Annotated in this window: 20 protein-coding genes and 1 riboswitch; of the genes, 3 read left to right on the forward strand and 17 right to left on the reverse strand. The window is 55.3% G+C overall.

Annotated elements, in window-relative coordinates:
• Nucleotides 1-2: 2 nt before the first annotated feature.
• The 17 genes from ABFB09_RS03935 to ppsA all read right to left on the reverse strand — a co-directional run bounded on the left by ABFB09_RS03935 (nucleotide 3) and on the right by ppsA (nucleotide 22356).
• Entirely contained in the window at nucleotides 3-1196 is a 1194-nt protein-coding gene (locus ABFB09_RS03935) for an ABC transporter permease (RefSeq protein WP_347000060.1), read from the reverse strand.
• A 35-nt stretch (nucleotides 1197-1231) separates the two neighbouring features.
• Nucleotides 1232-1846: a hypothetical protein gene (locus ABFB09_RS03940; RefSeq protein WP_347000061.1), complete on the reverse strand. Its 615-nt coding sequence runs from the start codon at nucleotides 1844-1846 to the stop codon at nucleotides 1232-1234.
• A gap of 80 nt (nucleotides 1847-1926) precedes the next feature.
• Nucleotides 1927-2346, reverse strand: coding sequence for a DUF4418 family protein (locus ABFB09_RS03945; RefSeq protein ID WP_347000062.1), 420 nt, complete (start codon nucleotides 2344-2346; stop codon nucleotides 1927-1929).
• 143 nt (nucleotides 2347-2489) lie between these two features.
• The gene (locus tag ABFB09_RS03950; protein WP_347000064.1) at nucleotides 2490-3887 is read right to left on the reverse strand and encodes a hypothetical protein; all 1398 of its coding nucleotides are present in this window, start codon (nucleotides 3885-3887) and stop codon (nucleotides 2490-2492) included.
• A 160-nt stretch (nucleotides 3888-4047) separates the two neighbouring features.
• Entirely contained in the window at nucleotides 4048-4857 is an 810-nt protein-coding gene (locus tag ABFB09_RS03955; protein WP_347000065.1) for a methyltransferase domain-containing protein, read from the reverse strand.
• Nucleotides 4858-4919: 62 nt separating this feature from the next.
• On the reverse strand, nucleotides 4920-9449 hold the full coding sequence (locus tag ABFB09_RS03960) for an Ig-like domain-containing protein (protein ID WP_347000067.1): 4530 nt from the start codon (nucleotides 9447-9449) through the stop codon (nucleotides 4920-4922).
• Nucleotides 9450-9832: 383 nt separating this feature from the next.
• Nucleotides 9833-10603: a DNA repair protein RecO gene (gene recO / locus ABFB09_RS03965; RefSeq protein WP_347000068.1), complete on the reverse strand. Its 771-nt coding sequence runs from the start codon at nucleotides 10601-10603 to the stop codon at nucleotides 9833-9835.
• Nucleotides 10600-11289, reverse strand: a complete 690-nt coding sequence (locus ABFB09_RS03970) for a DNA alkylation repair protein (RefSeq protein WP_347000070.1) — start codon at nucleotides 11287-11289, stop codon at nucleotides 10600-10602. Before ABFB09_RS03970 ends, recO begins: the two co-directional genes overlap by 4 nt.
• The gene (locus ABFB09_RS03975; RefSeq protein WP_347000072.1) at nucleotides 11286-11633 is read right to left on the reverse strand and encodes a tRNA-binding protein; all 348 of its coding nucleotides are present in this window, start codon (nucleotides 11631-11633) and stop codon (nucleotides 11286-11288) included. The genes ABFB09_RS03970 and ABFB09_RS03975 overlap by 4 nt, the downstream gene beginning before the upstream one ends.
• Nucleotides 11624-12688: a magnesium/cobalt transporter CorA gene (corA, locus tag ABFB09_RS03980; protein WP_347000073.1), complete on the reverse strand. Its 1065-nt coding sequence runs from the start codon at nucleotides 12686-12688 to the stop codon at nucleotides 11624-11626. Before corA ends, ABFB09_RS03975 begins: the two co-directional genes overlap by 10 nt.
• A 15-nt stretch (nucleotides 12689-12703) precedes the next feature.
• Nucleotides 12704-13315 (reverse strand): recombination mediator RecR, encoded by a 612-nt coding sequence (recR, locus tag ABFB09_RS03985; RefSeq protein ID WP_347000075.1) that lies wholly within the window; start codon nucleotides 13313-13315, stop codon nucleotides 12704-12706.
• Between the two features lie 15 nt (nucleotides 13316-13330).
• Nucleotides 13331-13630, reverse strand: a complete 300-nt coding sequence (locus tag ABFB09_RS03990) for a YbaB/EbfC family nucleoid-associated protein (protein ID WP_347000077.1) — start codon at nucleotides 13628-13630, stop codon at nucleotides 13331-13333.
• A complete protein-coding gene (gene dnaX / locus ABFB09_RS03995) occupies nucleotides 13612-15255 on the reverse strand; it encodes a DNA polymerase III subunit gamma/tau (RefSeq protein WP_347000078.1) in 1644 nt (547 codons plus the stop codon). Before dnaX ends, ABFB09_RS03990 begins: the two co-directional genes overlap by 19 nt.
• 133 nt (nucleotides 15256-15388) lie before the next feature.
• Entirely contained in the window at nucleotides 15389-16888 is a 1500-nt protein-coding gene (gene rpoD, locus ABFB09_RS04000) for an RNA polymerase sigma factor RpoD (protein WP_347000080.1), read from the reverse strand.
• Between the two features lie 7 nt (nucleotides 16889-16895).
• Nucleotides 16896-18668, reverse strand: a complete 1773-nt coding sequence (gene dnaG / locus ABFB09_RS04005; protein WP_347000081.1) for a DNA primase — start codon at nucleotides 18666-18668, stop codon at nucleotides 16896-16898.
• 131 nt (nucleotides 18669-18799) lie between these two features.
• Nucleotides 18800-19834 (reverse strand): deoxyguanosinetriphosphate triphosphohydrolase, encoded by a 1035-nt coding sequence (locus tag ABFB09_RS04010; RefSeq protein ID WP_347000082.1) that lies wholly within the window; start codon nucleotides 19832-19834, stop codon nucleotides 18800-18802.
• Nucleotides 19835-20091: 257 nt separating this feature from the next.
• A complete protein-coding gene (gene ppsA, locus ABFB09_RS04015) occupies nucleotides 20092-22356 on the reverse strand; it encodes a phosphoenolpyruvate synthase (RefSeq protein WP_347000084.1) in 2265 nt (754 codons plus the stop codon).
• Nucleotides 22357-22635: 279 nt separating this feature from the next.
• Between ppsA and ABFB09_RS04020 the strand changes: the two genes are divergently transcribed.
• From ABFB09_RS04020 to ABFB09_RS04030, 3 genes are all read left to right on the forward strand, one after another.
• Nucleotides 22636-23202, forward strand: a complete 567-nt coding sequence (locus ABFB09_RS04020; protein ID WP_347000085.1) for a bifunctional nuclease family protein — start codon at nucleotides 22636-22638, stop codon at nucleotides 23200-23202.
• A gap of 303 nt (nucleotides 23203-23505) precedes the next feature.
• Nucleotides 23506-23647: riboswitch (molybdenum cofactor riboswitch) on the forward strand.
• Nucleotides 23648-23754: 107 nt separating this feature from the next.
• Nucleotides 23755-24288, forward strand: a complete 534-nt coding sequence (locus ABFB09_RS04025) for a hypothetical protein (RefSeq protein ID WP_347000086.1) — start codon at nucleotides 23755-23757, stop codon at nucleotides 24286-24288.
• A 58-nt stretch (nucleotides 24289-24346) separates the two neighbouring features.
• The gene (locus ABFB09_RS04030) at nucleotides 24347-25303 is read left to right on the forward strand and encodes an iron ABC transporter permease (RefSeq protein WP_347000156.1); all 957 of its coding nucleotides are present in this window, start codon (nucleotides 24347-24349) and stop codon (nucleotides 25301-25303) included.
• The last annotated feature ends 2 nt before the right edge of the window (nucleotides 25304-25305 follow it).

The following is a 25305-nucleotide window of genomic DNA, read 5'->3' on the forward strand; positions in this document are numbered from 1 at the left end:
CGCTAGGCCCTCATCGCAATCGCAAGTTCTTGCCGGCTAAGCCTGAAAGCGGGAATGAATGCTGCCAATGTTACCGTCACCAAGGCAAGGCCAATTCCGGCGCTGAACATTCCGATGAATGTCGGCACAGACGGGAATAAAAACGGCATGCGCAGAGAACCGGCTATCAAGTCTTTTAGGATATACAGTCCGCCGGCGGCTATGATGATGCCAATAAAAGAACCAGCCAACGCCAGAACGGCCGCTTCCGACACAAGCGTTTTAAATATGAAACCGCGTGTCGCTCCAATGGCCCTTAATACAGCCATCTCACGCTTTCGTTCGTTGGCCGCCATGGAAAACACCAGGCCGATCAAAAACATCGAAAGGGTCCAGATGATGAGTGAAATAACGAAGAACCCCCAGAGCAGGCCGTTCATCTGGGCACGAAAAGTGCCGAACAGATCAGGGCTTTCGATAGGTACCATACCCCGGGTCTGGGCCAGGATGTCCAGGGCGACCTTGTGAACATCAGCCTGGGACTCCGTTCTCACCATAATGGTTGAAATCCGCTTTGGGTCGACGGAAAGTGGTTGAACCGCTGTGGTAATTGAACTGTTCGCCATTTCGATCGCGGTTTCCATGGTCATGAACAAAGTCTGGTCCAAGCCGGTGCCTGTCGGCGTAAGGTTGCCCACCAGGTCCATGCCATAACCGTAGAGAATGATGTTATCAGTTTCCGGTGGTACCGAAATGTAGTGCCCGCCAACTACTTCACCTTTCTTCAAGTCCCTGCCCAGGTTTTCCTTCAGCCAGGGTGAGACGGTAAAATCCGTTGCCGGGTCGTAGACCACCATAAACATCTCCCACACGGCACAGCAGGCGGCACCATATAGTGAAGCGAGGTACACCTGGGGCGAAACAGCATCCACGCCCGGTACCGCCGCAACCGCCTCCACGTTCTCCCTCGGCATCCAGATATCGATAGGTTTACCCATAAGTAGCGCGGTTTCCAGCTTGTGTTCACCGCCGGCTGGTACCACGAGGATGTCAGCACCCATGCGCTCCAAACCTGCGTCAAGACTATATTCGGCGCCCTTAATAATAAGCGTCGTCGACAGTAAAAATCCGGCTACGCCTACGACTCCCAGTAATATAACCAGGCTGCGAAAGCCGTTCCAGCTGATATTTTTAAGCGCCAGTTTCATCGTGTTCATATTAAGCTTGTTACCTTAAAATAGCCCAAATTAAGTCAGCAGGGAGGCAGTCCGCCACCCTCCCCCTCTTCGAATAAAATCAAGATGTAGGGTGCCAACCCCGCGGCGTCCTTTGTCCAGTCTGTCGAGACAAGCACGGTGTTTGTTACCAACTGTCCGTTGCTGTAGGATTTTTCGATGTAACTTACTTTTTCCACATGTTTAAGAATATCGGAACCAATTTCGTTGGCGGTGATCAACTCATTTTCGAAAGAGGAAATGGGAACATTTTTAAGAGTGACTTCATAAAAAACGCCATCATCGGGTGAAGTGTGCGTTATCCTTCGGGTGAAAACCAGAGACGTCATCCACTGTCCGTCCGGGGTTATGGTGCCATGAACCTGATCGGTTACTGTCTGAGTCGGCGTTTTCTCTTCTCTGAAACCCCGGAACGAATCAAGCATCCAGCCGATGGGAACAGTCAGAACCTCCAGAGTTGTCGGGTGGCGAAATACGATGCCGAAGGTCTCGAATTCCATGATACCATAGAGCCTGACCGACATGTTGGTGGTTTTTTTTAACAAATCAGCCTTGGTGGTGTCCGGTTCTGACGCATCCAAGTCAGGCGCGCATCCAAAAGGCAGAACCAGGAGAAGCGCGATTAGCGGCATCAACCATCTACGCGATCGGGTATATAATTTGTTCACTTCATCCCTAACCCATCAGTTATCAATCTCTGGAGAACTGGGCCTTATTCCAGTTTATTCGATCTAGCGGCGAGCACCAATCCAACGAGGCTTGCCGCAATTACCAGAGAGCCGGCTGTGATCAAGCCTGGCCGTTCAAGGGTTACGCAGGTCATAGTAGGATTTTGGCAGACTCCTATCAGAAATGTCGGCAGAGCAATTATCACCGCGCCGAGAACCACGCCGAGTCCGCTCAGTTGCATTAGTGTAGTTTTCCGCCGGTTGAGGGTCATCATGACGCCTACGACAGCCAGCGGGGCAGCGGCGGCTATTTCAGCAATACCGCTCCAATGACATTTCATGGCAATTGTTTTGCCGTTTGCCAGGGTTATCGCCAAACCCTGAGACTGGCAATCGGAAAACATTGGAAAAACCGCTGCAAAAGCAGCCAGAGCTACCAAACCGATGCCTAGAACCTTGTACATCTTCCGTCCTCGCTTTTCATGTGTATTATTTAGGTTAATTACCTATAAGTATACTATGGAACCCGTGGTACTCCAAATGGGATTTAAAGGTCACTACCTTTGGTTAATGAAAGTCGGTTAGGGAACAATTGAATTGACCCCTCCTATTTTATCCCGGTAGCCGCCGTTTCTGACTTGTTGCCTTTAGACCAGAGAATATACCGTTGTCTCCAATACACCACGAGGTTTTCCGATGGGAGTTCCCTCCAAGATCGTACAGAAAAGAACAGAAGAATCGCAGTTTTTATGATTATGATGAACCAAAAACCCATTCCCAACGGGGAAAGTGTGGAGGTAACCGAAGCCGGAAGTCCTGACACGGAGGATACCAAATCAGGAGATGTATATGCTAGGTGTAAACCATAGAACAACGGGTATTCAAGTAGGATTACCAGCCTGAAAGCAACTGGAATCACAATCGGGAACAGTATTAAAAGAAATGGAGCGATCCAGAAAAAGAAATTGGGTGACCACCCGTAAAACACGGCAAAATAGATGCTAAGGCAAAACAGACACCCCCAGATAAACTCTTTTTCAGTCTGTATCTTTTTAAACAGCATAAAAGCGCCGATAGCCGTGGATAAAAACAGCATAAACACCATACTGTACCAATGGTTATAATCAGGAACCGGAGTCGTCATCATCGAATGTACCGGCGTAATCCCCGTCCAACCCCAGTTCCTTTGGACTATTCCTGAGAAATCCTGAAAAAACGGGTCCATTGGTACAGGGTTTCCGGAAAAAGTCATGGCCAAGGCATAGATTGTTTCCCATGGGGGACGTCCGCTTTGCCAGTTGAATGCACTTATAAATATGTCGAAATTTCCGATTATGAAAGGGAGCATTAAGATGCTAAAAGTTGAAACTGATACCGCGGTAAATAATATTTTTTGGTTTTTTGTATAAGTATCGCTCTTGAGAATTACCGGGAGGATGAATAACCCAATCGGTTTCAGACTTGCGCCCAAGCCCAGGAGAAATCCCCCCCTCCGAACTGATCCCTTCAAACCATAATAAATAGCGCCGAGCAATACTGCGATTGGCAATGAATCTATGACCTTGAACCATTCGAAAGTCATGAAAATTATGATATATATCAGACCCAGTATAACTGCTTTTTGTTCACCGGAGATATGCTCAACGATTTTGTAGAAGAAATACACGCTTAAAAACAGTGCACTGATGCTTACGAAATACCATAACAGTGAGAAAAGCCCACCTAAGTACCATGCGTCTCCAACTAGCGCCTGGGATGGCTTCCAAAGCAAATAGTATAGATAATGAGTACCCGGGTTTTGTCCGGACCAAACGTTAAGAAAACCATGTTCGTCCATCAGAGAAAAAACTTCCCCCAACCAGTTGGTAAACCAGTTGGAGGGAAGTTGAGTCAGCAGGTCTCCGCTGAGAAAATACACCCCAGTATACAATACTGCAACAAGAAACAGCAGACCCTTGAAAGTGATCTTGATGTTACCTTGTTCCAAAAATTTCGTCAGGTTCATCGACATATCATGTGTCAGTAACACCCCATTCTCAGTGTGAATACAAATCGTCTTTAGGCAGCGGGTTAAACTTTTCGAGCATTCAGAGCCAGTTGAGGCCAATGCTCATTCCTGTGATTGTTGCTTTGAAATCTGTTTTGTTTCGGTTATTTCAATCAGGTTAGTATTTTTGCACGGTCCAAAGCCAATTTAGACCGAAACAAAGGCTGCGAATATGGCCGTCGTATCCCGTTTCTCGCCATAAATCGGAAATCTGTTCCTTTGTGAAATTGCGGTGGAACGGTTCATTCCCAGCGCACGTCATGCTCAAGTGCTGACGCATTTTCCAAATACTGTTGGTGCTGGGCACTGATCCAACCAGCCACCCCCCGGGTTTGCACGCCCGAATCATTTCGTTCAGAGTTTCAATTGGATTCTCAAGGTGTTCGATAACTTCGGTTGCGATCACTAGGTCGACTGAATCATCCTGGACAGGCAACAATTCTGCATCGGCTTGGGCTTTAACAATATATGGTTTGCCGTTCATACGGTTTAAGGCCCACAGGTTCATATCCAGAGCGACCGCTCTTTGTCGCATAGTAGCTATCTTGTTGGTTATCAAGCCGGTACCGCAACCAATATCTAGGACAACCCCATCTTTCTTGATGAGGTTTTCGATATGATTCCAGGTTTCGATTCTTCTGGTATGGTGATAAATATACTCAAGACCCTTGGGATCCTTTGTCCAGTCATATCGTTCGAATAAATAAAACTCTTTGACTGGCAAATGACCTGCATCCATTTCAGAATTGGTTTCAGGACTTATAAGGGAGGGTATTCCGTTTTTAACAGTATATCGAATTTGGCATTCGGAACACCAGAGATCATCGGATCGCTGTTCTAAACTAGATTTACACGTTGGACAACCTAGCACCTCAAGGTGCCAATCTTCAAATGCATGAGAGCTATTGGATGGCGCTGTTTGAATCATGTTTTTCCATTTTCTACTGAGGACTTCGGCTTTGGGCCGAAGTCCTCAGGTAACAATTTCTATTACGGAGTCACAGTGATGCGACACTGAGTTGGCTGGAACGACCACCCTGCTGGACTCTGGTAGCCGCCGAAGCTGGCTGATACGACACCGGCTGCTCCTGTGAGAGCGACAGCCACATCTCCGCTTGCCGAAGTTAACCCGTTCCCTGACGAGAGCGATCCTGCAGTGGTAAGGAATGAAACGTTCTGACCGACGACAGGATTGCCGTATTGGTCAGCTAAATGGAAGGTAACCAAACCGCCAACGGTTGTTCCCGTAAGCACCGTCTGGATGAAAGGTACAACAGCCACGATGCTCATGTGAGACGACGCTAGTCGGTTTGCATCGCCGAAGTAGACTGCATCTATAACAACGGAAGCCTTTTCATTTGGTGCCACAACGCTGAATGAGGCGATACCTGATGCATTTGTATTAACTATTATTGATCCGCTTTCGTTCGTGCCTGTCTCCAATTTGTAGAACACATAGTTGAAGGTGACAGGCAGGCTGGCGATAGTCACCGTGGCTTGGCTTGGCAGTGTCTGAATCAGCGCTGTCAGATTTATGTTTTGTCCGGGACTAACGGAATCTGCGGCGTCGGTAACGATTCGGGTTACCGCAAGGCCGGAAGGAACCACCTCGGCGGTGATTCGCACCTGTGATGGCTGGTACGACCAGCCACTGCCGTTAACAAAACCTCCGAAACTAGCTGACACGACGCCTGAGTTAACGTCGCTCAACGTTACTGAAGCGTTTCCACTTGCGTCGGTCGTCGCAAGACCAGCCGAAAGTGTCCCTGCAGTTGTGAGGAAGGATAGATCTTGGCTGGCGATAGGGTTGCCGTATGAGTCCGCCAAATGGAAAATTATAGTACCCGCGGTGTTGGATGCAGTCAAAACTGTTTGGATGAATGGTACTACCGCAATGGTGCTCATATTAGATGATGGCTGTAGGTTGGCATCGCCATTGAAGATGGCGTCGATAACCACTGTAGCCTTCTCGTTGGGAGCGGGGATTGCCAATACAGCGTTGCCCGAAGCATCCGTGGTAACGGTTACGGAGCCAGATTCTGTAGTGCTGGACTCAAGTTTGTGGAATACATAGTTAAACAGAACAGGTAGGTCTGCCCTAACAATTGGTGCTAAACCGGGCAATTCTCTAAGAGATGCCGTCACGTTGATTGGTTTGGCAGGGCTGACCGATGTCGGGCCTAAGGTGACTGTCCTTGTCTGTCCTACGCCGGTACTCTGGGCGCCAGCAACCGTTGGCACTGATTCTGCAGTAGCGGTGGGGAATCCGGGTATTGTGCTGCCCACTGTATTCAAGGCTGAAATCCGGTAGTAGTAAGTGATGGCGTTTTCAATTTCTGTATCATCGAAATTGGTCACCATTCCAACGTTCCTAGTCAATAAGTTAGCTGTGAAGCCAGCATCCGTAGCTCTATCGATTTTGAAGCCGGTGGCGTTGACTGCCGGGTTAGTCCATGACAAACTAACGCGTTTTGGATCCTCCAGGATAACTGCGCTCACATTTTCTGGCGCATCCGGCGCGACGGCAAAACACACACCGTGCATCATGTCCATTTCCTCGTGGCCGAGGATGTGACAGTGGATGACATATTCCCAGCCGAAGTTGACCATTTGATTGACGATGGTGATTGGATTACCGTTGGGATCGAAGAAACCTCCGGGAGGACCTATCAATACCTCACCAAGAGGCATCGTCGCATCTATCGGGCGGATGGAGTTCGGTACTTTGAAAGGTAACTGGGGAGCCACAGGGCGCAGGGCGACGATGGTATCTTCCAGCGGGCTGACCCTCAAAGTTTCCTTCCAGCCAAGTTCAGTGGCATGTGGGAATGAGATACTGCCATCCCAGGAAACCCGGTTGATCAATTGTATGTTGAACAGATGGAAATGTATGGGGTGAGTATCCACGCCATTATGTGTGATTTTCCATAGCTGAGTGCCATCACCGGGCGCGGGTTCGCTCAAAGGGATCATGGAGTCACGTAACACTTCGACGGGCGGCGACGCATACGGGTAGAGCATGAAGTTGGCGGCGCCCACCTGGGTGTTGGGCAGTTCCAGCCCCAGCATACCGCTCATGCGACCGTAGATGGGATCAAACGCTTCGCCCATCTCATCCTGGATGGCCTTGGGCTGAAGCGGCATTGTCATTTGTAGGCCGCTTATGGTCCTGAAAGTATGAGAGTTCTGGAAAATGCGGACGTAGGTATCGGACGGAGTCGGGAATGAGGTTAGTCCGCCCCTTGGTGAAAAGGTTCCGTCTCCATTGTCCACGCGATATGCGCTGTTATAACGGCTGTTGGGTACGATGGTCTTGGGCTGGGTTCTCTCGAACACGCCCTGATGCGCCGCGTTAGATTCCCATGCCTCATTAAGGGCAGTCAGACTGAAGGTCGGAGCGGGGGCAATATCACGCACTCTGATTTGCATCACAGTGCGGGTGTTCGGGCCGTGGCCCTGCAGGGTGGTGTTGCCATTGGCAGGGTAGGTGTATCCACCCGCGTCACGCATATCCGGTGAGCCTGTGTAATAATCCAGGCGTGGGTCTGGGGCGGGGAAGGGAGCGGGGGCATCGTTATAGACGATAAGCGTCTTGCCGGCGAAAGCGGAGAAATCGACGATCACATCAGAGCGCTCGGCGGGGCCAAGGAGGAGGGAGAAGGAGTTGACAAGGCCTGCGTTGAATGTAGTGACGTCAACGTTCCAGTCAATGGGGCGTTGGCGCACGACGGCGGGCGCCGGCAGGAAGCCGCCTTCAGAGCCGATCACAATCCAATCAGGACCGGCTGTATTCCAGTCCGGCACACCGCCCTCCCTGCCGTCCACCGGCCAGGTTCCGTTGCCTTCCTCAAAATCCTGAGGCCAGGTCAGGTCGGCTGGATACGGTGAGGCTACAACCGTCTTGACCTCGGTGCCGAATCCGGTACCCGGAGTTACGGGATCACCGTTGGCGTCGATGGCATAACCGGCAGGATCAGCCTCATACATTTGGAGGTTTACGAAGCGATCATTGCAGGCGTTAAGGACACGAAGCCTGTAGGCTTTGGGATCAACTTCCACATATGGGAAGGCGGTGCCGTTGACGATCATGGTATCCTGGAAGGATTCCATCTGCATCGCCGGGTGAGGGGTGCCTGGGATAACAGGGGCTTCCCACGGCTCATTGATCGGATCGTAGTATGGGTTAGGTTGTGGTCCTACTACCAAATTGGTAGCCGGCGGCCAGAACCAGGGGGCGTACAGCCAGCGGCCCATCGGGTTGACACCCGAGCCATCGGGAGCCCAGGGATTGGCTGCCGGGTTGTAAACGCTGCCCATCCACAAGTCGCCGGTGTGTGGTGTGCCTGGGGTGATGCCCCAGTTCCAGGTCGGGTCAGTCGAGGGAATCATGGGAGCATCTACATAAGTCTTGTCCTGAACGACGAGAGGAATCTCATCGGCGGGGATGATTCCGTTGCCAATCAGTTCGGCTTCCACCGCATCTCTGATAATGTAGCCGGCGGCCATACCGACGTAAACATTGAGCCTGGTGATGCCGAGGGCATGGTCATGATAGAACATAAGTCGGGCGCTTATCTGGTTAGGATAATAGTAGTTGTACTGGCCGGGACCAGGATCAGGCATGTCAGGGACGCCGGAATAAAGGACGCTGGCACCGTCTGGATACGATGTGGTTTCGCCGGCCGGAGTGACCCACTGGTGCGGCGTACCATCGCTGATCCAAGGGGCGTCAGCACCGTGGAGGTGGATGACCGCCCGGTTTTGGGTGTACTTTTCGGTGCCGCCCATCGGGCCGAGGCCGGCGCCCATCATCTCCTCATCGACTGGGATAAACAGGTCGCCGCCGGCGCCGGTAGGCAGTTCATTGGTGAACCTGATGCGGACAGCGCGATCTTTCTGAGCCACAATAAGCGGACCCATATAGTGGATCGGGTCCGGTGAAACATCGTTGGCGGTGCCGCCCGCATTGGTGCCCATATTCGTCTGAACATAGCCGCGCAGACGGGTGGGTTGTAAGTCCGAATGCATTTTTTCGTCGAATTCACGCAGAGATATTTCATAATAATCAGAGCCGGGGTAGGTTAACCTATCAGGCTTGGCAACTGACATATACTGGCCGAGGAGATTGGCGTTTTCCGGGCCAAGGCCCGGCAACCGGTCGACAAACTTCCTGATGGGGGGGCTGTAAGCCCAGTTCGGGATGGTAATGCTAAAGTAGTCCGGTATATCTCCCGGACCGACAGTCACTGCCGACGGAAGAGCTGAGGTGATGAAATTATCACCCTCAGGCACCAGCAAACCGGCTTCGGCAGCAAGTTCTTTGATTCGCTTAGCTGCAGCCATGCGCTCCTCATGGGTGATCCTGTTGCGGTAGACCGGGTTTTTCACCGGTTCTGCTGCTTGTACTAACTTGCGGCTGGCAACAGTATAACCCAGCATGCCAGCGGTTCCCGCCGCCAGTTGCAGATATTGCCTCCGAGAAATGCCCCGCGGCGCCGGCTGAGATATGGCTGTCGACATTGAAATGGGGGGGGATTGACTGCTTCCTCCAGCTTCCCTCAGCTTCCTATTGAAAATATTGGTAGCCTTCCGACGCCTTTGTGCAGACATTTCCCTCTCCTTCGGCATTTTTAAATTTTGGTATACCCTGAGCGGCCACGATCCTATTGTTTATCAGGATAACACGTCTTTATAATCTTAACAATACGTAGTTTTACGTAATTTTTGGAATATACCTATTTAGTTTAGCATTAATTCCAAACTCCCACTAATAGGTATGGAAAAGGTTCGCAAAGCAACTGAGCGCCCATAATCGTGACAAACAAACACGCTTGCTAGTGATGGCGCGACGTAGTTCAAAAATTAATAAAATAATCTTCGCCTGGTATTCACGGGAACAACCATCATTCACATAGGAGAGTCATCTTTAGCTCGTCCAGCCATACCGCGCTCTTGATCTCGTGTTCCAGCAAAAAGCGCAAATAGGACTGGGTGATCCTGCGGATCTCCTGATTCAGCGCCGGGCGATACTTAAGTCGCATGGCAGAATCGTAACCGTTTTCCATGAGAAAGCGCATGACTTTGAGGCCGCTGGATGATATGGGATAGGCTATCGGCGCGGCGGCGGCGCAATCGGGGCATAATGTGCCACCGGCCAGTGCCGAGAAGTAATTGGTTACCGGCTGGAGATCAGAGCCGCAATTCAGGCAGCGGTACAGCGACGGCTGGTAGCCCAGGTTAGTCAGATGATTCAGCTCGAAGAAACGGCTCAAGAGCTCAAGGTTGGCGGTTTGCCCCAGGTTGCCAAGGGTTTCGGTCAACAGGTCGAATAAGGGAAGATTTGGTTGGCCTTCCGGCGCGAAGTGATAAACCAGTTCGGTAAAATACAGGGCATAAGACGTGCGCTCCAGTGAATTGCGGATATCCAGGTGCGCGTTCAGTGTCTGGCTGCCGATAATGATATCCATGTTCTTGCCGCGGGCTAAGGTCACATCGGTGTATGTCAGCGTTTCCAGGTGTCCGGCGAGCTTGCTTTTTGCTTTGCGGACACCGCGGGCGATGGCGGAGATCTTTCCCAGTTCCCTGGTGAAAAGGGTGATCACCCGGTCCGCTTCCTTGAGACGGGCTCGCTTGATGACTACGGCCGGGGTTTTCAGCTCATGAGACGCGGTCATATGCTCTTAGCCTTGAGCCGTTCCTGCACCGCAGCGCTCTGAAGCTCACGCAGGGCATCCGCGGCGATCCAATGGGCGGCGGGGTTATCCAGGCGGGCGATTTCCGTGGCTGCCGCGATCGCCAGAGCGTTCAATCCCGTAGATCGTTTCCCGATCTGCCGCAGCGCCCAATTGACCGCTTTCTTGACGAAGTTACGCGCATCGTTGGAACCGCGGACGATCTCGGGTAAGAATGCCTTAATTTGCTCATCGGGGATCTTTTTGTCACCCACCGCCAGACGAGCCATGAGTACGAAACCGGCACGTTTAACGAAAACCTCCTGGCGGTGGCTCCATTCGATCGCTTTATCGTAAGCGTATGGTGTTTTCTCCCAGAGATTGGAGCAGACCTGGTCGCAGACGTCCCAGGAATCGAAATCCGCTATCCATGCCTCCATCTGGGCGATGGTGACCTGCTTTGGATCATCGACCAGCGACGCAAGAATCCGGGCTTCATGGATGCCGGAGTTCCAAAGGCCGATGGCTAACTCATGATTGCGGCGATGCAGCTTTGCCATAGCTCGTAGCGCGGGGATCGATACGCCGAGCGTGTTGTCAGGGTTGATGCCGAAGCGCGCCATGCCCACTATGTTGGCGGGATTAGACATCGATCGGAGTTCCGTGAGGATATCGTCGCAGAGGCTCATTGGACGCGGGTTCCAACCGGTACTTCACAGTCAGGCGCCACCAGCACGACATCATCATCACCGTTGACAGCTCCCAGCACCAGCACCTCAGAGATGAAATCAGCGATCTGTTTGGGCGGGAAATTGACCACCGCCAGGACCATGCGACCGACAAGTTTTTCGCAGGAATAGCGCCTGGTGATTTGGGCGCTGGACTGCTTTATACCCAGTTCACCGAAATCCAGCCAGAGACGGAAGGCCTTTTTTCGGGCTTTGGGGGAAGGCTCGGCCCGGATAACGCGGCCGGCTCGAATGTCGATCTTCTCGAATTCGGCGAAAGTGACCGTGGACACACTTAGAGCCATTTCTTGCGTCGGAAGTACAATAGAAGGAGCAGTCCCACCAGCCCCATGACCGCCAGCACGGCAAAATAGCCCCAGCGCCACCCCAGCTCCGGCATGAAATCAAAATTCATGCCGTAAACCCCCGCGATGAAAGTCAGGGGTATGAAGATGGTGGCGATGATGGTCAGCACCTTCATAACCTCGTTCAGCCGATTGGAAACGCTGGAAAGGTAGATGTCCAGCAGGTCCGAGAGCATTTCGCGGGAGTTATCGATGCTGTCCATGACCTGGATGGTGTGGTCATACACGTCCAGAAAGTACGGACGGGTGACGTCGGCGATTAGCGGCGAATCAGAATGGCGTAAACCGCTGACCACTTCCCGCAGCGGCCAGATGCCGCGGCGCATGAAAAGGAGTTCCCTTTTGAGGGTTTTGATGGTGGACAGGGTCTCGGCGGTGGGGGACAGCAACAGGTTTTCTTCCAGATCGTCGATGACATCGCCGAAGCCTTCCAGGACCACGAAATAGTTATCGACGATGGCGTCGATCAGGGCATAAGCGAGCGTGTCGGCGCCCTGTTTGCGCAGCAGGCCTTTGTTTTTGCGCAATCGCTCCCGAACGTGTCCGAAGGCGTCACCGGTGCCTTCCTGAAAAGAGATGACATAATTACTGCCCAGTACTAGGGAGACTTGTTCGGCGACGGTCTCGTTCTCGATCTCGTCGCGGTACAGCATCTTGAGGACGATGAACAGGTACTGGTCGTGATCTTCAAGTTTGGGACGCTGCTGGGTATTGGCGATATCCTCCTGGATGAGCGGATGTAATCCGAAGTGGCGGCCTAATTCTTCGATGATCGCCGGTTCATGCAGGCCGTCGATGTTAATCCAGGTGACGGTGGCGGTATCGCGGAAGACACAAGCCTCGGCGGCGGTTGAAAGGACTCTTTCCTGAAATTGCCCGGCATCGTAGTCCAGGACGGTAATCCTGGTTTTATCTGCCCGGCGTTTACCGACATGGATGACCGTTCCGGGCGGCATGCCGGCCTTGTGCGACTGGCTGACAACCTGTTTGGTCATGATATGGTCACCTGGTTAAAACTCCTGGCGGTTTTCCATGGCGCGCGACAGGGTGACATCATCGGCGTACTCAATCTCACCACCGAAGGGCAGGCCACGGGCGAGGCGGGTGACCCTGACACCGAGAGGGGTGATCAGGCGCTGCAGGTACATGGCCGTGGTCTCACCTTCCACGTTGGCATTGGTGGCCAGGATCACCTCGACGACGCCGCCACACTCGAGGCGAGTCAGGAGCTCGGCCATGCGGATGTCGGCGGTGCCGATGCCCTCGGTGGGGGAGATGGCGCCGTGAAGCACATGGTAGGCACCCTTGTAGGCGCCGGTGTGCTCCAGCGTCAGCATGTCCTGGGGTTGTTCCACCACACAGACGCGGGTCTGGTCACGCACCGGGTTGGCGCAGATGCCGCAGGTCTCGGCGTCGGCGATGTTGCAGCAGATGCGGCATAAGCGGGTCTTCTGCTTGACGCTGACCAGGGCGTCGGCCAGGTCCCGCACCTGCTCCTCGCTGGCTTTCAGGATGTGATAAGAAAGGCGCTGGGCGCTCTTGGGCCCGATGCCGGGCAACCGGCTCAGAACTTCCGTAAGCCGGTTGACCGCGGCGGCTGTTGATTTAGGGGCTTCTTTCATTGGGAAAAATTGTCCTTAGCTCAGTCCGGAAATGTTCATGCCGCCCATCATGCCGGCCATTTCCTTGCTGGAGGCCTTCTTGGCTTTTTCCAGGGCGTCGTTGACCACTTTGAGGACGTTGTCCTCGAGCTGCTTGGCTTTTTCCGGCTTCAGGGCGTCCGGGGCAATGGTGATTGACAGCACCTTCTGCTGGCCGTTGGCGGTCACCTTGACCGGGCCTTTTTCGGCTTCGACGATTACCTTGGCCAGTTCTTTCTGGATCTTATCCAACTGTGATTTGAGTTCCATAGCCTGTTTTACCCTTGAGAAGTCCATTTTTCCTCCACACTTATTATCTCGGCGCCGCGTCGCTGCGCCTCTTTGACCAGGTGATTGTTGGGCGGCTCGTGAATGCAGGTCACCTGGCACGGCGTGCCCAGGCAGGCCGACAGAATGTCGGCGGTGACCCGTTTGTTCTCCGGCTCGTTGATCTTGTTCATATGGATGGGGAATTTGAAAGACAGAGTGACCATGCCGTTATCAAAGGCCACCGGCTGGACGCCGGCGCTGCGCAGTATGGCCAAGGCGGGTGAACGCCGCAGTTGCGGCGGCGCCGCGGTCAGTATCTGCGGCCATTGGGCGGCCAATTCTTCCAAGTTGCCTATTATTCCGGCTTCAGATTTTGACACCGGCACAGAGGTATCCGCCGCAATCGATGGTTCTCTAACCGGCGAACGTGGCACCGGCTGAGCGGCAGGTGCGGCTGCAAGCGGCGCGGGCGGCTGTACCGGCGCCGGTTTTGGCTCTACTGCCGGGGGTTTGATTTCCGTGGGTCTGGCCGCGGTTTTCGGGGGTGCGACAGGCGCGGGCGTCGCGGCCGCCACCGGTTTCAAAGTGACATCGATCAGCGCCATTTCCATCGCCAGGGGACTGGTCATGTCGGCGACGGAGGATAGCACGGCAAAGCTCTTAAGGGCTTTGAGTATTTGTTCCAGTTCCGTCGATTCGGCCACGGCCAGCGTCCCGGCCAGTTCCTCGGCGGTCAGGCCCAATGAATCAGCGGAGCCCGCTTTGACCATCAGAAGCTGCCGCAGCTTTTCCACCAGTTCCCGGTTGAACTGTTTCAGGTCCACGCCGTCGGCGGCTACTCCGGACAGGAGCCTCATGCCCGCGGCGGGGTCATTCGCGGCGATATGCCGGACCAGTTGGCTGGAGCGGTCGTCGCCGGTGAGACCCAGGCCGGACTGGACCTGGCGCAGGCCGATACGACCGTCGTTGACCGTGGCGATCTGCTGCAGTAGGTTCTCCGCGTCCCGCAGGCTGCCGCCGGAAGCTCGGGCGAGGAGAGCCAGCCCGTCGGGGTCTATCTCGACACCCTCGGCGACGGCGATCTCGGCCAGCTTGTTAGCGATATCCGTCGCCGATAGACGCCGGAAGTCGAAGCGCTGGCAGCGGGACATGATCGTCGGTAATATTTTATGGAGTTCCGTCGTCGCCAAAATAAAAATGACTCTCGGCGGCGGTTCTTCCAGCGTCTTCAGCAGGGCATTAGAGGCGCTGGTGGAGAGCATGTGGACTTCATCAATGATATAGACCTTGTAGCGGGCCTCGGACGGGGCGTAGTTGACGCGTTCCTTGAGTTCCCGGATATCGTCCACGCCGGTATTGGAGGCGGCGTCGATCTCTATGACATCCATGGCGCTACCCGAGGTGATGGCGCGGCACATGGAGCAGGTGTTGCACGGCTCGCCCAAGCCCTCATTGGTCAGGCAGTTGACCGCCTTGGCCAGGATGCGGCCGGTGGAAGTCTTGCCGGTGCCCCGCGGTCCGCAGAACAGGTATGCCTGAGCCATGCGCCGCTGCCGGAGAGCGGAGAGCAGGGTGCTGGTTATCGGCGTTTGTCCCACCACCTCGGCGAGGCTCTGGGGGCGCCATTTGCGGTAATATACCTGACAAGACATAAGCGCCGTAATTATACCTTATGCCGGGGTATTTCTAAAGACAATAATAGCGCCGAAAAATGAGCCGGTTGTGGTTGCTTTACGGTACAGGGAGTGGCGAGAGGCGGCTCACTGAGCCGCCTCTCGTTTTATCTTACTCCAGGTAGTCTTTGAGCTTGCGGCTGCGGGTGGGGTGGCGAAGTTTGCGCAGGGCTTTGGCTTCTATCTGGCGGATACGCTCTCGGGTGACGTTGAATTCCTTGCCTACTTCCTCCAGCGTCCGGCTGCGGCCGTCTTCCAGGCCGAAGCGGAGTTGCAGGACGCGGCGTTCGCGGGGGGTCAGGCTGCCCAGGACGGTATCGATCTGCTCCTTGAGAAGCTGGCGGGAGGCGGCGTCGGGGGGCGGCAGAGCGTTCTGGTCCTCGATGAAGTCTCCCAGGTGGGAATCCTCTTCCTCACCGATGGGGGATTCCAGCGAGACCGGAAGTTGGGACACCTTGGCGATCTCCCGAACTTTCTCTGGCGGCAGTTCCATCTCCACGGCGATCTCGTCCGGGGTCGGCTCGCGGCCCAGTTTCTGGGAAAGAGATCGGGAAATGGAAAGCAGTTTGTTGATCGTTTCCACCATATGCACCGGGATGCGGATGGTGCGCGCCTGGTCGGCGATGGCGCGGGTGATGGCCTGGCGGATCCACCAGGTGGCGTAGGTGGAGAACTTGAAGCCGCGGTGGAAATCAAACTTCTCCACGGCGCGGATAAGACCAATGTTGCCTTCCTGGATGAGGTCGAGTAGCGGCATGCCGCGGCCGATGTGCTTCTTGGCGACACTGACCACCAGGCGCAGGTTAGCCTGGATCAGATGACGTTCAGCCTTCCGGGATTCGATCTCGACGGTATCGAGGTAGTTCTTGAACTGGTGCTCGAAGTGTTCCAACCGGGCGATGAAGGCCGGATCGGCCACCAGCTCATCAATTTCGTCGATCTCCATCTCGGCGGGGATGCCATCGAGAACTTTTTTGGGCAGGAGGTCGGAGTTGAGCGACAGGTCGATAAGCGCCTGCTCGATCTGCGATACAGGCACGTCCTGTTCCTCGGCGATGCTCTTGGTCAGTTCCTGATCGATCTCCTGGTCGATGCTGGCCCGCAGCTTGGGGGCGAAGACCGCTTCCTTGAAATTAGTGGAGACCTCAAGGCCGAGCTGCTTCTGCAGCAGGGTGACCGTCTCAGCTGCCTTTTTGAGTTCCTGGAGCATGCAGACCATGATCTCGACGGAGTTGGGGTTATGGCCGTCCGTCTCCCGGCAGACCTGACGTATCTCCCGGATGCGCTTGCCGGCTTCCATCTTCTTGGCCAGCATTTTTTCGGTCTCGGCGTTCAAAAGCGGCACCCGGCCGATCTCGTGGAGGTACATCCGCACCGGGTCATCGACGATGCCGTGCTCCAGCTGTTCCAGCGGGGCTTCCATCTCCGGGAGCATGTGCTCGGCTTCTTCCGGTATCGACTCCGAATCCGAATCGGAATCCTCGTCCGAAATATCCCCGGGACCGATGTCTGAGGGACTCTCCGGCTCTTCCTCTTCTTCCTCGATCACGACCGGGGGTTTACCGGATATCTCTTCATCGTCAGCGGGTTGTTCAGCCATGTCTTTTTCCATTCTCTTTTTACCTTCCCGGGCCGCGGTGCCGGTCCTCTTTGCGCTTAAAAAGCTCGGCAAGGCGGCTGTCTAGAGCCAGGCCCTGCTCCTGAAATTTGAGGATCTCGGCGGAACTGCCCTTGTCAATTTCAGCGTTGAGTACATCTTTTATTTTGATGGCGGTAGCTTTAAGGTGTTTTTCTTCCAGGCGCAAGGCGCACTCGGACAGCCTCTCTGCCAGGCGGTTGTCCGGCGCCGGAGCGCCCAATAGGCGGTCAAAACCGTCCCGGATGGCGGCGTCCAGCCGCTGCCGGATGACCGCGAGGTCGTCGGAAGCCAGGCAGGCGGCATAGATCTCCCGGTTCTCCACGCTCTCGAAATACTCCGGCTTGACCGCTTTGCATTGCGGCTTGAGCTCAGGATGCTTCAGCAGGAGCGCCAGGAAGTAGTCTTCGATCGGACTGGCCAACGCCGGGGGCGGCGCCACAGTCGCCGGAGCGCCCGGTTCCAAGCGGTGCGGGGCCGGAGGTTGTTTCAGACGGTTCAGGCTGTACTGCAGGTCCGCGGTGGTGGCGCCGACCCGTCCGGCCAGCTCCGCCAGGTAATGACCGCGCCGTACCGGGTCCTTGATGCCGGCGACGACGGGCAACAGCTTTTCCGCCAGTCCCGATTTGCCGGCGGCTGTGCGCAGGTCGAAGCCGATGGCGGCGTGGTTGAAGACGAAATCCACCAACGGCCCGGCCAAGGCGATAAGATTGGTCCAATCGACGGAGTCGTGCCGGATGACATCGTCCGGATCCTGTCCCGCCGGGGCGACGGCCACCTTGATCTCTGATTCGAGCAGATTCTCGAACGGCACGCAGCGGGTCATGGCTTCCTCACCGGCGACATCGGCATCCAGCGCCAGTACCAGCTGGCGCGACAGTTTTTTGAGGATGCCGATCTGCTTCTCGGTGATGGCGGTCCCCATGCTGGCCACGGTATTTTTGAAGCCGTACTGGTGGCTGATGATGACGTCCAGATAACCCTCGACGATGATAGCCGTGTCAGCCTGGCGGATGGCGGAAGCGGCCAGGTTGATGCCGAAGAGGGTGGCGCTCTTGGAGAAGAGGGGGGTCTCCGGAGAGTTGAGATACTTGGGCTGGGAGTCGTTGAGGACCCTGGCGCCGAAGCCGGTGATGCGGCCGCGGACATCGGCGATGGGGATGATCACCTGGTCGCGGAAGCGGTCATAGAGGCGGCCGGTATCGGCGCGGCCCAGGAGCCCCGCCTCCAGCAGCATGTCATCGGGGTAACCCGCCTGGTTCAGGTGGTCTTTAAGCGCCTGCCATTCCGGCAGGGCGTAACCCAATTGGAAATCGGCGATGGAGCCCGCATTGACGCCGCGCTTGTCAAGGTAAGCCCGGGCTTTGTCCGCCGCCGGAGAAGTCAGCAGCAGGTCATGAAAATATTGGGCCGCGGCGGCGTTTAAGCGGAAGAGGTCATCCAGGCGGTCGTGCTCCGGAGTCGGCTGGTAGCGGGAGGGGAGTTGAATGCCGTATTTTTCGGCCAGGCGTTCCAGCGCTTCGCCGAAGGTCAACCCCTCTTTTTTCATGATGAACGAAAAGATATCGCCGCCGGTGGCGCAGGCGCCGAAGCAGTGCCAGGTCTGGTTATCCGGGTACACGAAGAAGCTGCCGTGCTTTTCCGAATGGAACGGGCACAGCCCTTTGAGCGTTTTTCCGGAACGCGACAACGGAGTGTACTGACTGATCAGTTCCACTATGTCGGCGCGGTTTTTTATTTCTGTAACGGTATCCATTGATGATTAAATCCGAAGCACGAAATACGAAATACGAAACTTGCCGATAAATTTAACCCTGAGATCCCGGCTCAATAGAGTATCCGGCCTCTTTTCGGATTTCGACATTAGGATTTCGTATTTACTTTCTATTATATCAATCCGAAGGACATCGACATGCTGGTGGCGAAGAGGTCGGTCATACCGGCGATGTAATCCACTACGCCGCGTTCCGGGTCTTCCTCGTTAACGTACTCACCCGGCATCCGGTGCGGGAACCGCAGCAGGAAACCATACATGTTCCTGACGATTCTCCGGGCGTCCTCGGCGTCCTGGTCCCGGCGATAATAAACCCGCTCAAAAAGGAAATCCCGCAGCAGGTTGGTAACCTCCAGCACTTCCTCGCTCATGCCGATCACCGCCGGGCGGTCCGGCGCCTGTCCGGAGATGCCCCACGAAAATGAAATCACGTCGTGGATCATGGTGTCGATGCGGCGCGAATGGCTGGCGCCCAGGACTTCCACCGCCCGGGCCGGCAGGTCTGCTTCTTTTAATATCCCGGCCCGCACCGCATCCCCGATGTCGTGGTTGATGTAGGCCAGGGCGTCGGCCAGGCGGCAGATATCACCCTCCGGCGTGGCCGGGCGGCCGCTGGTGTTGGACATGATACCGGTCCGGGACTTGGAGTGGTTCAGGATGCCGTCCCGAACCTCCCAGGTGAGGTTGAGTCCCCGGCCGCCTTTCTCCAGCTTATCTACCACCCGCAGGCTCTGTTCGTTATGCCGGAATCCGCCGGGGTAGAGCTCAGCCAGCACTTCCTCACCGACATGGCCGAAGGGCGTATGCCCCAGGTCATGCCCCAGGCTGATGGCTTCGGCCAGGTCCTCGTTCAGCCGCAGAGCCCGGGCGATGGTGCGCGCCAGTTGCGATACTTCCAGCGTATGGGTGAGGCGGGTGACGTAATGATCGCCGCTGGGGGCGATGAAGACCTGGGTCTTGTGCTTCAGCCGCCGGAAAGCCTTGGAATGGATGATGCGGTCGCGGTCCCGCTGAAAGGCGGTGCGCACCGCGCAGGGCTCCTCGGCGACGGCACGGCCGCGGCTATCGGCGGAGAACGTCGCGAAAGGCGACAGCCATTGCCTTTCGCGTTCTTCCAGGGAAATGCGGACTCCGGACAGATCGTTCATCGGGGGCTTCGTTCCTCAGCGGGGACTCCGGCCTTGCGCCGAATGGCGCCGAAACCCCGTCCGCATGATGCGTTTTGATGCATATTAATGCTCGAATTCGATAGCTCCTCCGTTACTGGAGGTGCCCCCTCACCTAACCTCTCCCCGTTGGGGGAGAGGGATTATAATCTGTCCTGATAGACTCTTCGTTGCTGGAGGTGCCCCGTCACCTTAATCCTCTCCCCGCAGGGGAGAGGAAATTACCCGATACGCTTTTTTTATACCTTCAGCTTGGCTTCCGCCCGGGCGATGATCTCGCGGGTGGTGCCGATCATATCAGGGCTGACCGAGACCGAGGTGATGCCCCAGGAGACCAGTTTTTCGGTCAGTTCCGGGTATACCGACGGCGCCTGGCCGCAGATGGAAGCGGTGATGCCTCTCCGCTTTGCTGTGGTGACGGCGATCTCCAGGGCAGCCATGACCGCCTCATTGCGCTCGTCGAAAGTATCCTGCAGCTTCTCGGAATCACGGTCGACGCCCAGCACCAGCTGGGTCAGGTCGTTGGAGCCGATGGAGATGCCGTCGATACCAACGTCGATGAATTTGTCCATCAGGAAGATGTTGGCCGGAATCTCGGTCATCATCCACAGTTTGAAGTCAGGCCCGCGCTTCAGGCCCTCGGCTTCCAGAATCTCCTTGGTCCGGATCAGTTCATCGACGGTGCGCACGAATGGAATCATCACCCAGAGATTGGGGTAATCCTTGCGCACCCGTTTGATGGCTTCTATCTCCATCTTGAAGCTTTCGATGTCACGGATGTAACGTGAGGCGCCACGGTAGCCCAGCATCGGATTTTCTTCCGGCTGCTCGTATTTGTCGCCGCCCTCAAGCTCGCGGTATTCGTTGGTCTTGAAGTCGGTGGTGCGGTAAACGACCGGGCGGGGGTGGAAAGCCTTAGCGAACGGCAGGATACCATCGTAGAGCTTCTGGATGAATTCTTCCTGCCGGCCAGTTTCCACCATGAAGTTGGGGTGCTTGCCGATGGCGCTGACGATGAATTCGGCTCGGAGGAGACCGACACCGTCGACGTTGCGGGCGGCGACCAGGTCAGCCAGTTCCGGCTGTGCCAGGTTGACATAAACTCTGGTCTTAGTCTTGATGGCGTCGCGGACCATGCTGACGACCGAGGAGGTCTGGATGCGGCGGGTCACCTTGCCGTCGTAAACCTTGCCGTGGGCGCCGTCGACGGTGATGATCTGGCCGGTTTTAAGCAGGGAGGTGGCCTCGCCGGTGCCGACGACACAGGGGATTCCCAGTTCGCGGCTGACGATGGCGGCGTGGGAGGTGCGGCCGCCGCGGTTGGTGACGATAGCTGCCGCCCGTTTCATGGCGGGTACGAAATCCGGGGTGGTCATCTCCGCCACCAGGATATCGCCGGTGAAGACCTGGTCGATGTTGGCGGGGTCCAGGATGATCTTGACCGGACCGGAAGCCAAGCCGGGGGAAGCGGCGGCGCCGGACAGCAGGATCGGGCGCTTGATCTCCGGTTCCATCTCGGTGCTTTCCTTGATGGCGGTGACGGGGCGGGACTGGACGATGAAAATATCGCCGTTCTCCTTGGCCCACTCGATGTCCTGCGGTACGCCGTAATGTTTCTCGATATGAATGGCCAGTTCCGCCAGCTTGATGACGTCATCGTCCGAAAGCTTCTGCTGCTCCTGTCTGGCGGCGGGAACGCCCTGCCAGTAGTTGGAGCCCTCGGCGCCGGCCTCAATATTACCGGTGTTACGCACCAGCCGCCGGTCCTGGTGGCTGATTCGGCGCGAAACAATGGAAGGACCTTCTTTGTCGATGATGAAAAGATCGGGCGTGATTTCACCCGATACCAGCCCTTCACCCAGACCGTAGATGGCCTCGATGACGATCTTGGAGGGGTCGTTGGTGATGGGTTCGATGGTGAAGACGACGCCGGAAGTCACCGATTGCACCATGCGCTGCACGGGCACGGCGATGCCGACCTGGAAATGATCGAAGCGCTGTTCAACGCGGTAATATACGGCGCGGGGCTCGAAAAGCGAGGCCCAGCATTTCTGGACCGCCGCCACCACGGCGTCTCCGCCTTCTATGTTCAAATAGGTGCTCTGCTGGCCGGCAAAGGAGGCTTCCGGCAGATCTTCCGCCGTGGCCGAGGATCTGACCGCCACCAGTCCCTCACCGAGGGTGGCATAAGCTTCCTTGATCTTCCCCGCCAGGTCCGGCGGCAGGGGCGTGTCCATGATAAGCTGTTTGACCGCGCCGGCGGCGGCGGTCAGGGCTTTGGAGTCTTCCACGTCCAGGTTTTCCAGCGCTGATTTGATCCGGGGTTGCAACTCGGAAGCAGCGATAAAATCATAATACGCGTTGGCTGTTACGATAAAGCCAGGAGGAACCGGAATCTTTGCGGCGGTCATTTCGCCCAGATTGGCGCCTTTACCACCGACTATGGGAATGTCATTCTTGGTTACCTGGTTGAACCAGACAATCGCCTCCGGCGTCTTCTGCATTCCTCTTGTCTCCTTCCAGACAGCTAGATGTTTTCTGGGTACGCACCTGAATCAGGGTATGACGCTTTTCTTGGAAACTCCGGTAGACCTTTTATCGGCAAAGGCTAACTATTCTACTATAAACCGGACTCATTGTGAAGAGCCTTGCTAATCCCCGCGGAAATATTCTACCACGGCTGGGCGTCAACACGTGTTTACTTCATTGACACCCCATGACCATAAAGGTAGAATTGGGCAGGTTTAACAAGGCTAACCGCGCATTGGAGGCTCCCGAAAATAATGATAGAAATGACCATTGAGAGCATACGTGTCAGCCTGGTGAATTATCAGCGGGTGGTCATGCTCAAAGAAAAAAATACCCTGCGTTATCTGCCGATCTGGATCGGTTCCGCCGAGGCGCAGGCCATCGCCATCCGGCTGCAGGAAGGCATTCAGGTGCAGCGGCCGATGACCCACGACCTCCTGGCGACGACCATCGAGGTGCTGGGCGCCAAGGTGGAGCACGTTATCGTCAACGACCTCAAGAACGATACCTTCTACGCCAAGATACTGCTCAACTTCGGCGGCAACCAGCTTGAGATAGATTCCCGGCCCTCCGACGCGCTGGCGCTGGCGGTCAGGGTGGACGTGCCCATCTACGCCGACGAATCGGTGCTGGACAAGGCAGGCATCGTCCTGGAACGCGAGAGCGAAGGCGGCGCCGATGCGCTGGAAGCTATCGATGGCACCGCCGACGTTTCCGAAAAGCGCAAAAAAGCCAGCGAGGACGAGATCAAGAAGATGAGCGCCTTCCGCGATTTCATCGACAACCTCGACCTTGAGGATTTCGACAAGCGGAAATCGTAGGGGTTAAAACGGCAGACCGAAGAGGGCGCTTTCAAGCGCCCTCTTTTTTTACGGTATTCACGGGGAAACTGGCAAGCAGATTATGGCGGCTTTGAGATCGTTTCGCCGGAGGCTCACGATGACGGTTTGTTTTATCGTTGATTCCGTCATGGAACCAGGGCTGGTGGCTATGAGATTGCCACGTCGCTTCGCTCCTCGCAGTGACGGTTAAATAATGTCTGTTTGAATTTGACTTCGCTCTACGTCTATGGCAAAATCTGGTACTATATCGGGCAGTACTAATCGGCATCGACCGAAAATTAACAATTTTATAATCTCCGAATTTGCACTGACCTAAAACAGATGTCACGGGGTGCAAACGGTGTCCTGACTCCGTCAGGACCGAGGGTACAGATGGAAACGCCTGTGCCTCCCATTATTGGAAAGGGGAAATTATGTTTAAATAATATATATTTTAGAGTGCTCTCTTTTTGGGGCACTCTTTTTTTATTTTCTCCGGTACCGTTTACCCCTGAAGAATCGAACGAAAATAATAACGATGCGAGGACGTTGATGAAAACCAGAATGGTATTGCTGCTGATGGCAGCCTTAATGACTTTGAGCGTTGCCGGGTGCGGCGATGCGGAAGCGATTACTCCGCCTCAGACAACCGCGCCGGCGCAAACAACAGCGCCGCCACTGACCACCCAGGAGCCCCAGGTACAATGGAGCGTAAACGTCCAGGTGATCGGTAAAACACCGGTTACGATCACCCATGAGGACGCCGCAAAGATCGGTCCGGTAGATATCGTCGCCGCCATCAAAGATGGGAATAATGTCCTGCCGGCACACACCTTCAAATGTATCCTGCTCGTCGACCTGCTGGAATACATCGGGTTGAAAACGTTCACAGTTATTACCATCGAGAGTGCCGGCGTCACTGTGGAAATTACTCCGGACAGGATCGATGCCGCTGCCGCAGGGTTTGCCTGGATGGTTGACGGGGAAGCGTTGAATGCCAGCACCGGATTGGTCAAGTGGGTGAATCACAACCGAGGGCCGAAACACTGGGCTGACAATGTGACGCTGATCACCGTCATTGAGTAAATTCAACTTCAAAAAGCCGGGTTTATTCGCCCTGCTGATTATCGGGCCGCTTTTGATTATGCTGGTATCGCTTTTTATCGGCCGGTACCCTTTGTCGGTGTCAGAAGTGCTTCAAGCTCTGGCTTTCCAACTGGGTCTGGGGAATGCCGATGTCCCGGCCACGCATATCAACGTGGTCTGGGACATCCGGCTGCCCCGAGCAATTTTAGGGGCGGCGGTAGGCGCCAGCCTGGCGGTCAGCGGCGCGTCCTTCCAAGGCATGTTCCGCAATCCGCTGGTAAGCTCCAACATCCTGGGGGTATCTTCAGGCGCGGGTTTCGGCGCCGCCCTGGCTATAATCTTGTTTCAGGGTCAGGCGGTATATATTTATTTGTTTGCCTTCGCCTTCGGCCTGCTGGCGGTCGTGCTCAGTTACATGATCGGTGTGACCTATAAAATCGCACCCACCATAATGCTGGTACTCGGCGGCGTGGTGGTGTCATCCATATTTGCTTCCCTGATTTCGCTCCTGAAATATCTGGCTGATCCCTATGACCAACTGCCGAGTATCGTTTTTTGGTTGATGGGCAGTCTGGCAACCGCACAATTCTCGGATATTCTGATCTCTGCCATACCGATGGCGGTCGGGGTTTTAGGGTTGCTTCTAATGAGATGGCGGCTGAATGTCCTGTCCATGGGGGATGTGGAAGCCAGGGCGCTGGGGGTTAATGTCATGATTTCCAAGAGCCTGGCCATTTTTTTCGCCACTATTGCTACAGCGGGAGCAGTCAGCGTCAGCGGGATTATCGGCTGGGTGGGACTGGTGATTCCCCATATCGGCAGAATGCTGGTCGGCACCAATCACAACCTGTTGATTCCCGTTTCCCTGTCGCTAGGCGCCATGTACCTGGTGCTGATAGATAATATCGCCCGGACACTTACCGGGGCGGAAATCCCCCTGGGAATTTTAACTTCTCTCATCGGCGGTCCGTTTTTCATCTATTTGATCAAGCGAACCAAGGCAAGGGGATGGTAACC

Origin of the sequence: Dehalogenimonas sp. THU2 (genome assembly GCF_039749495.1) — a bacterium.
In the GTDB taxonomy this organism is placed as follows: domain Bacteria; phylum Chloroflexota; class Dehalococcoidia; order Dehalococcoidales; family Dehalococcoidaceae; genus Dehalogenimonas.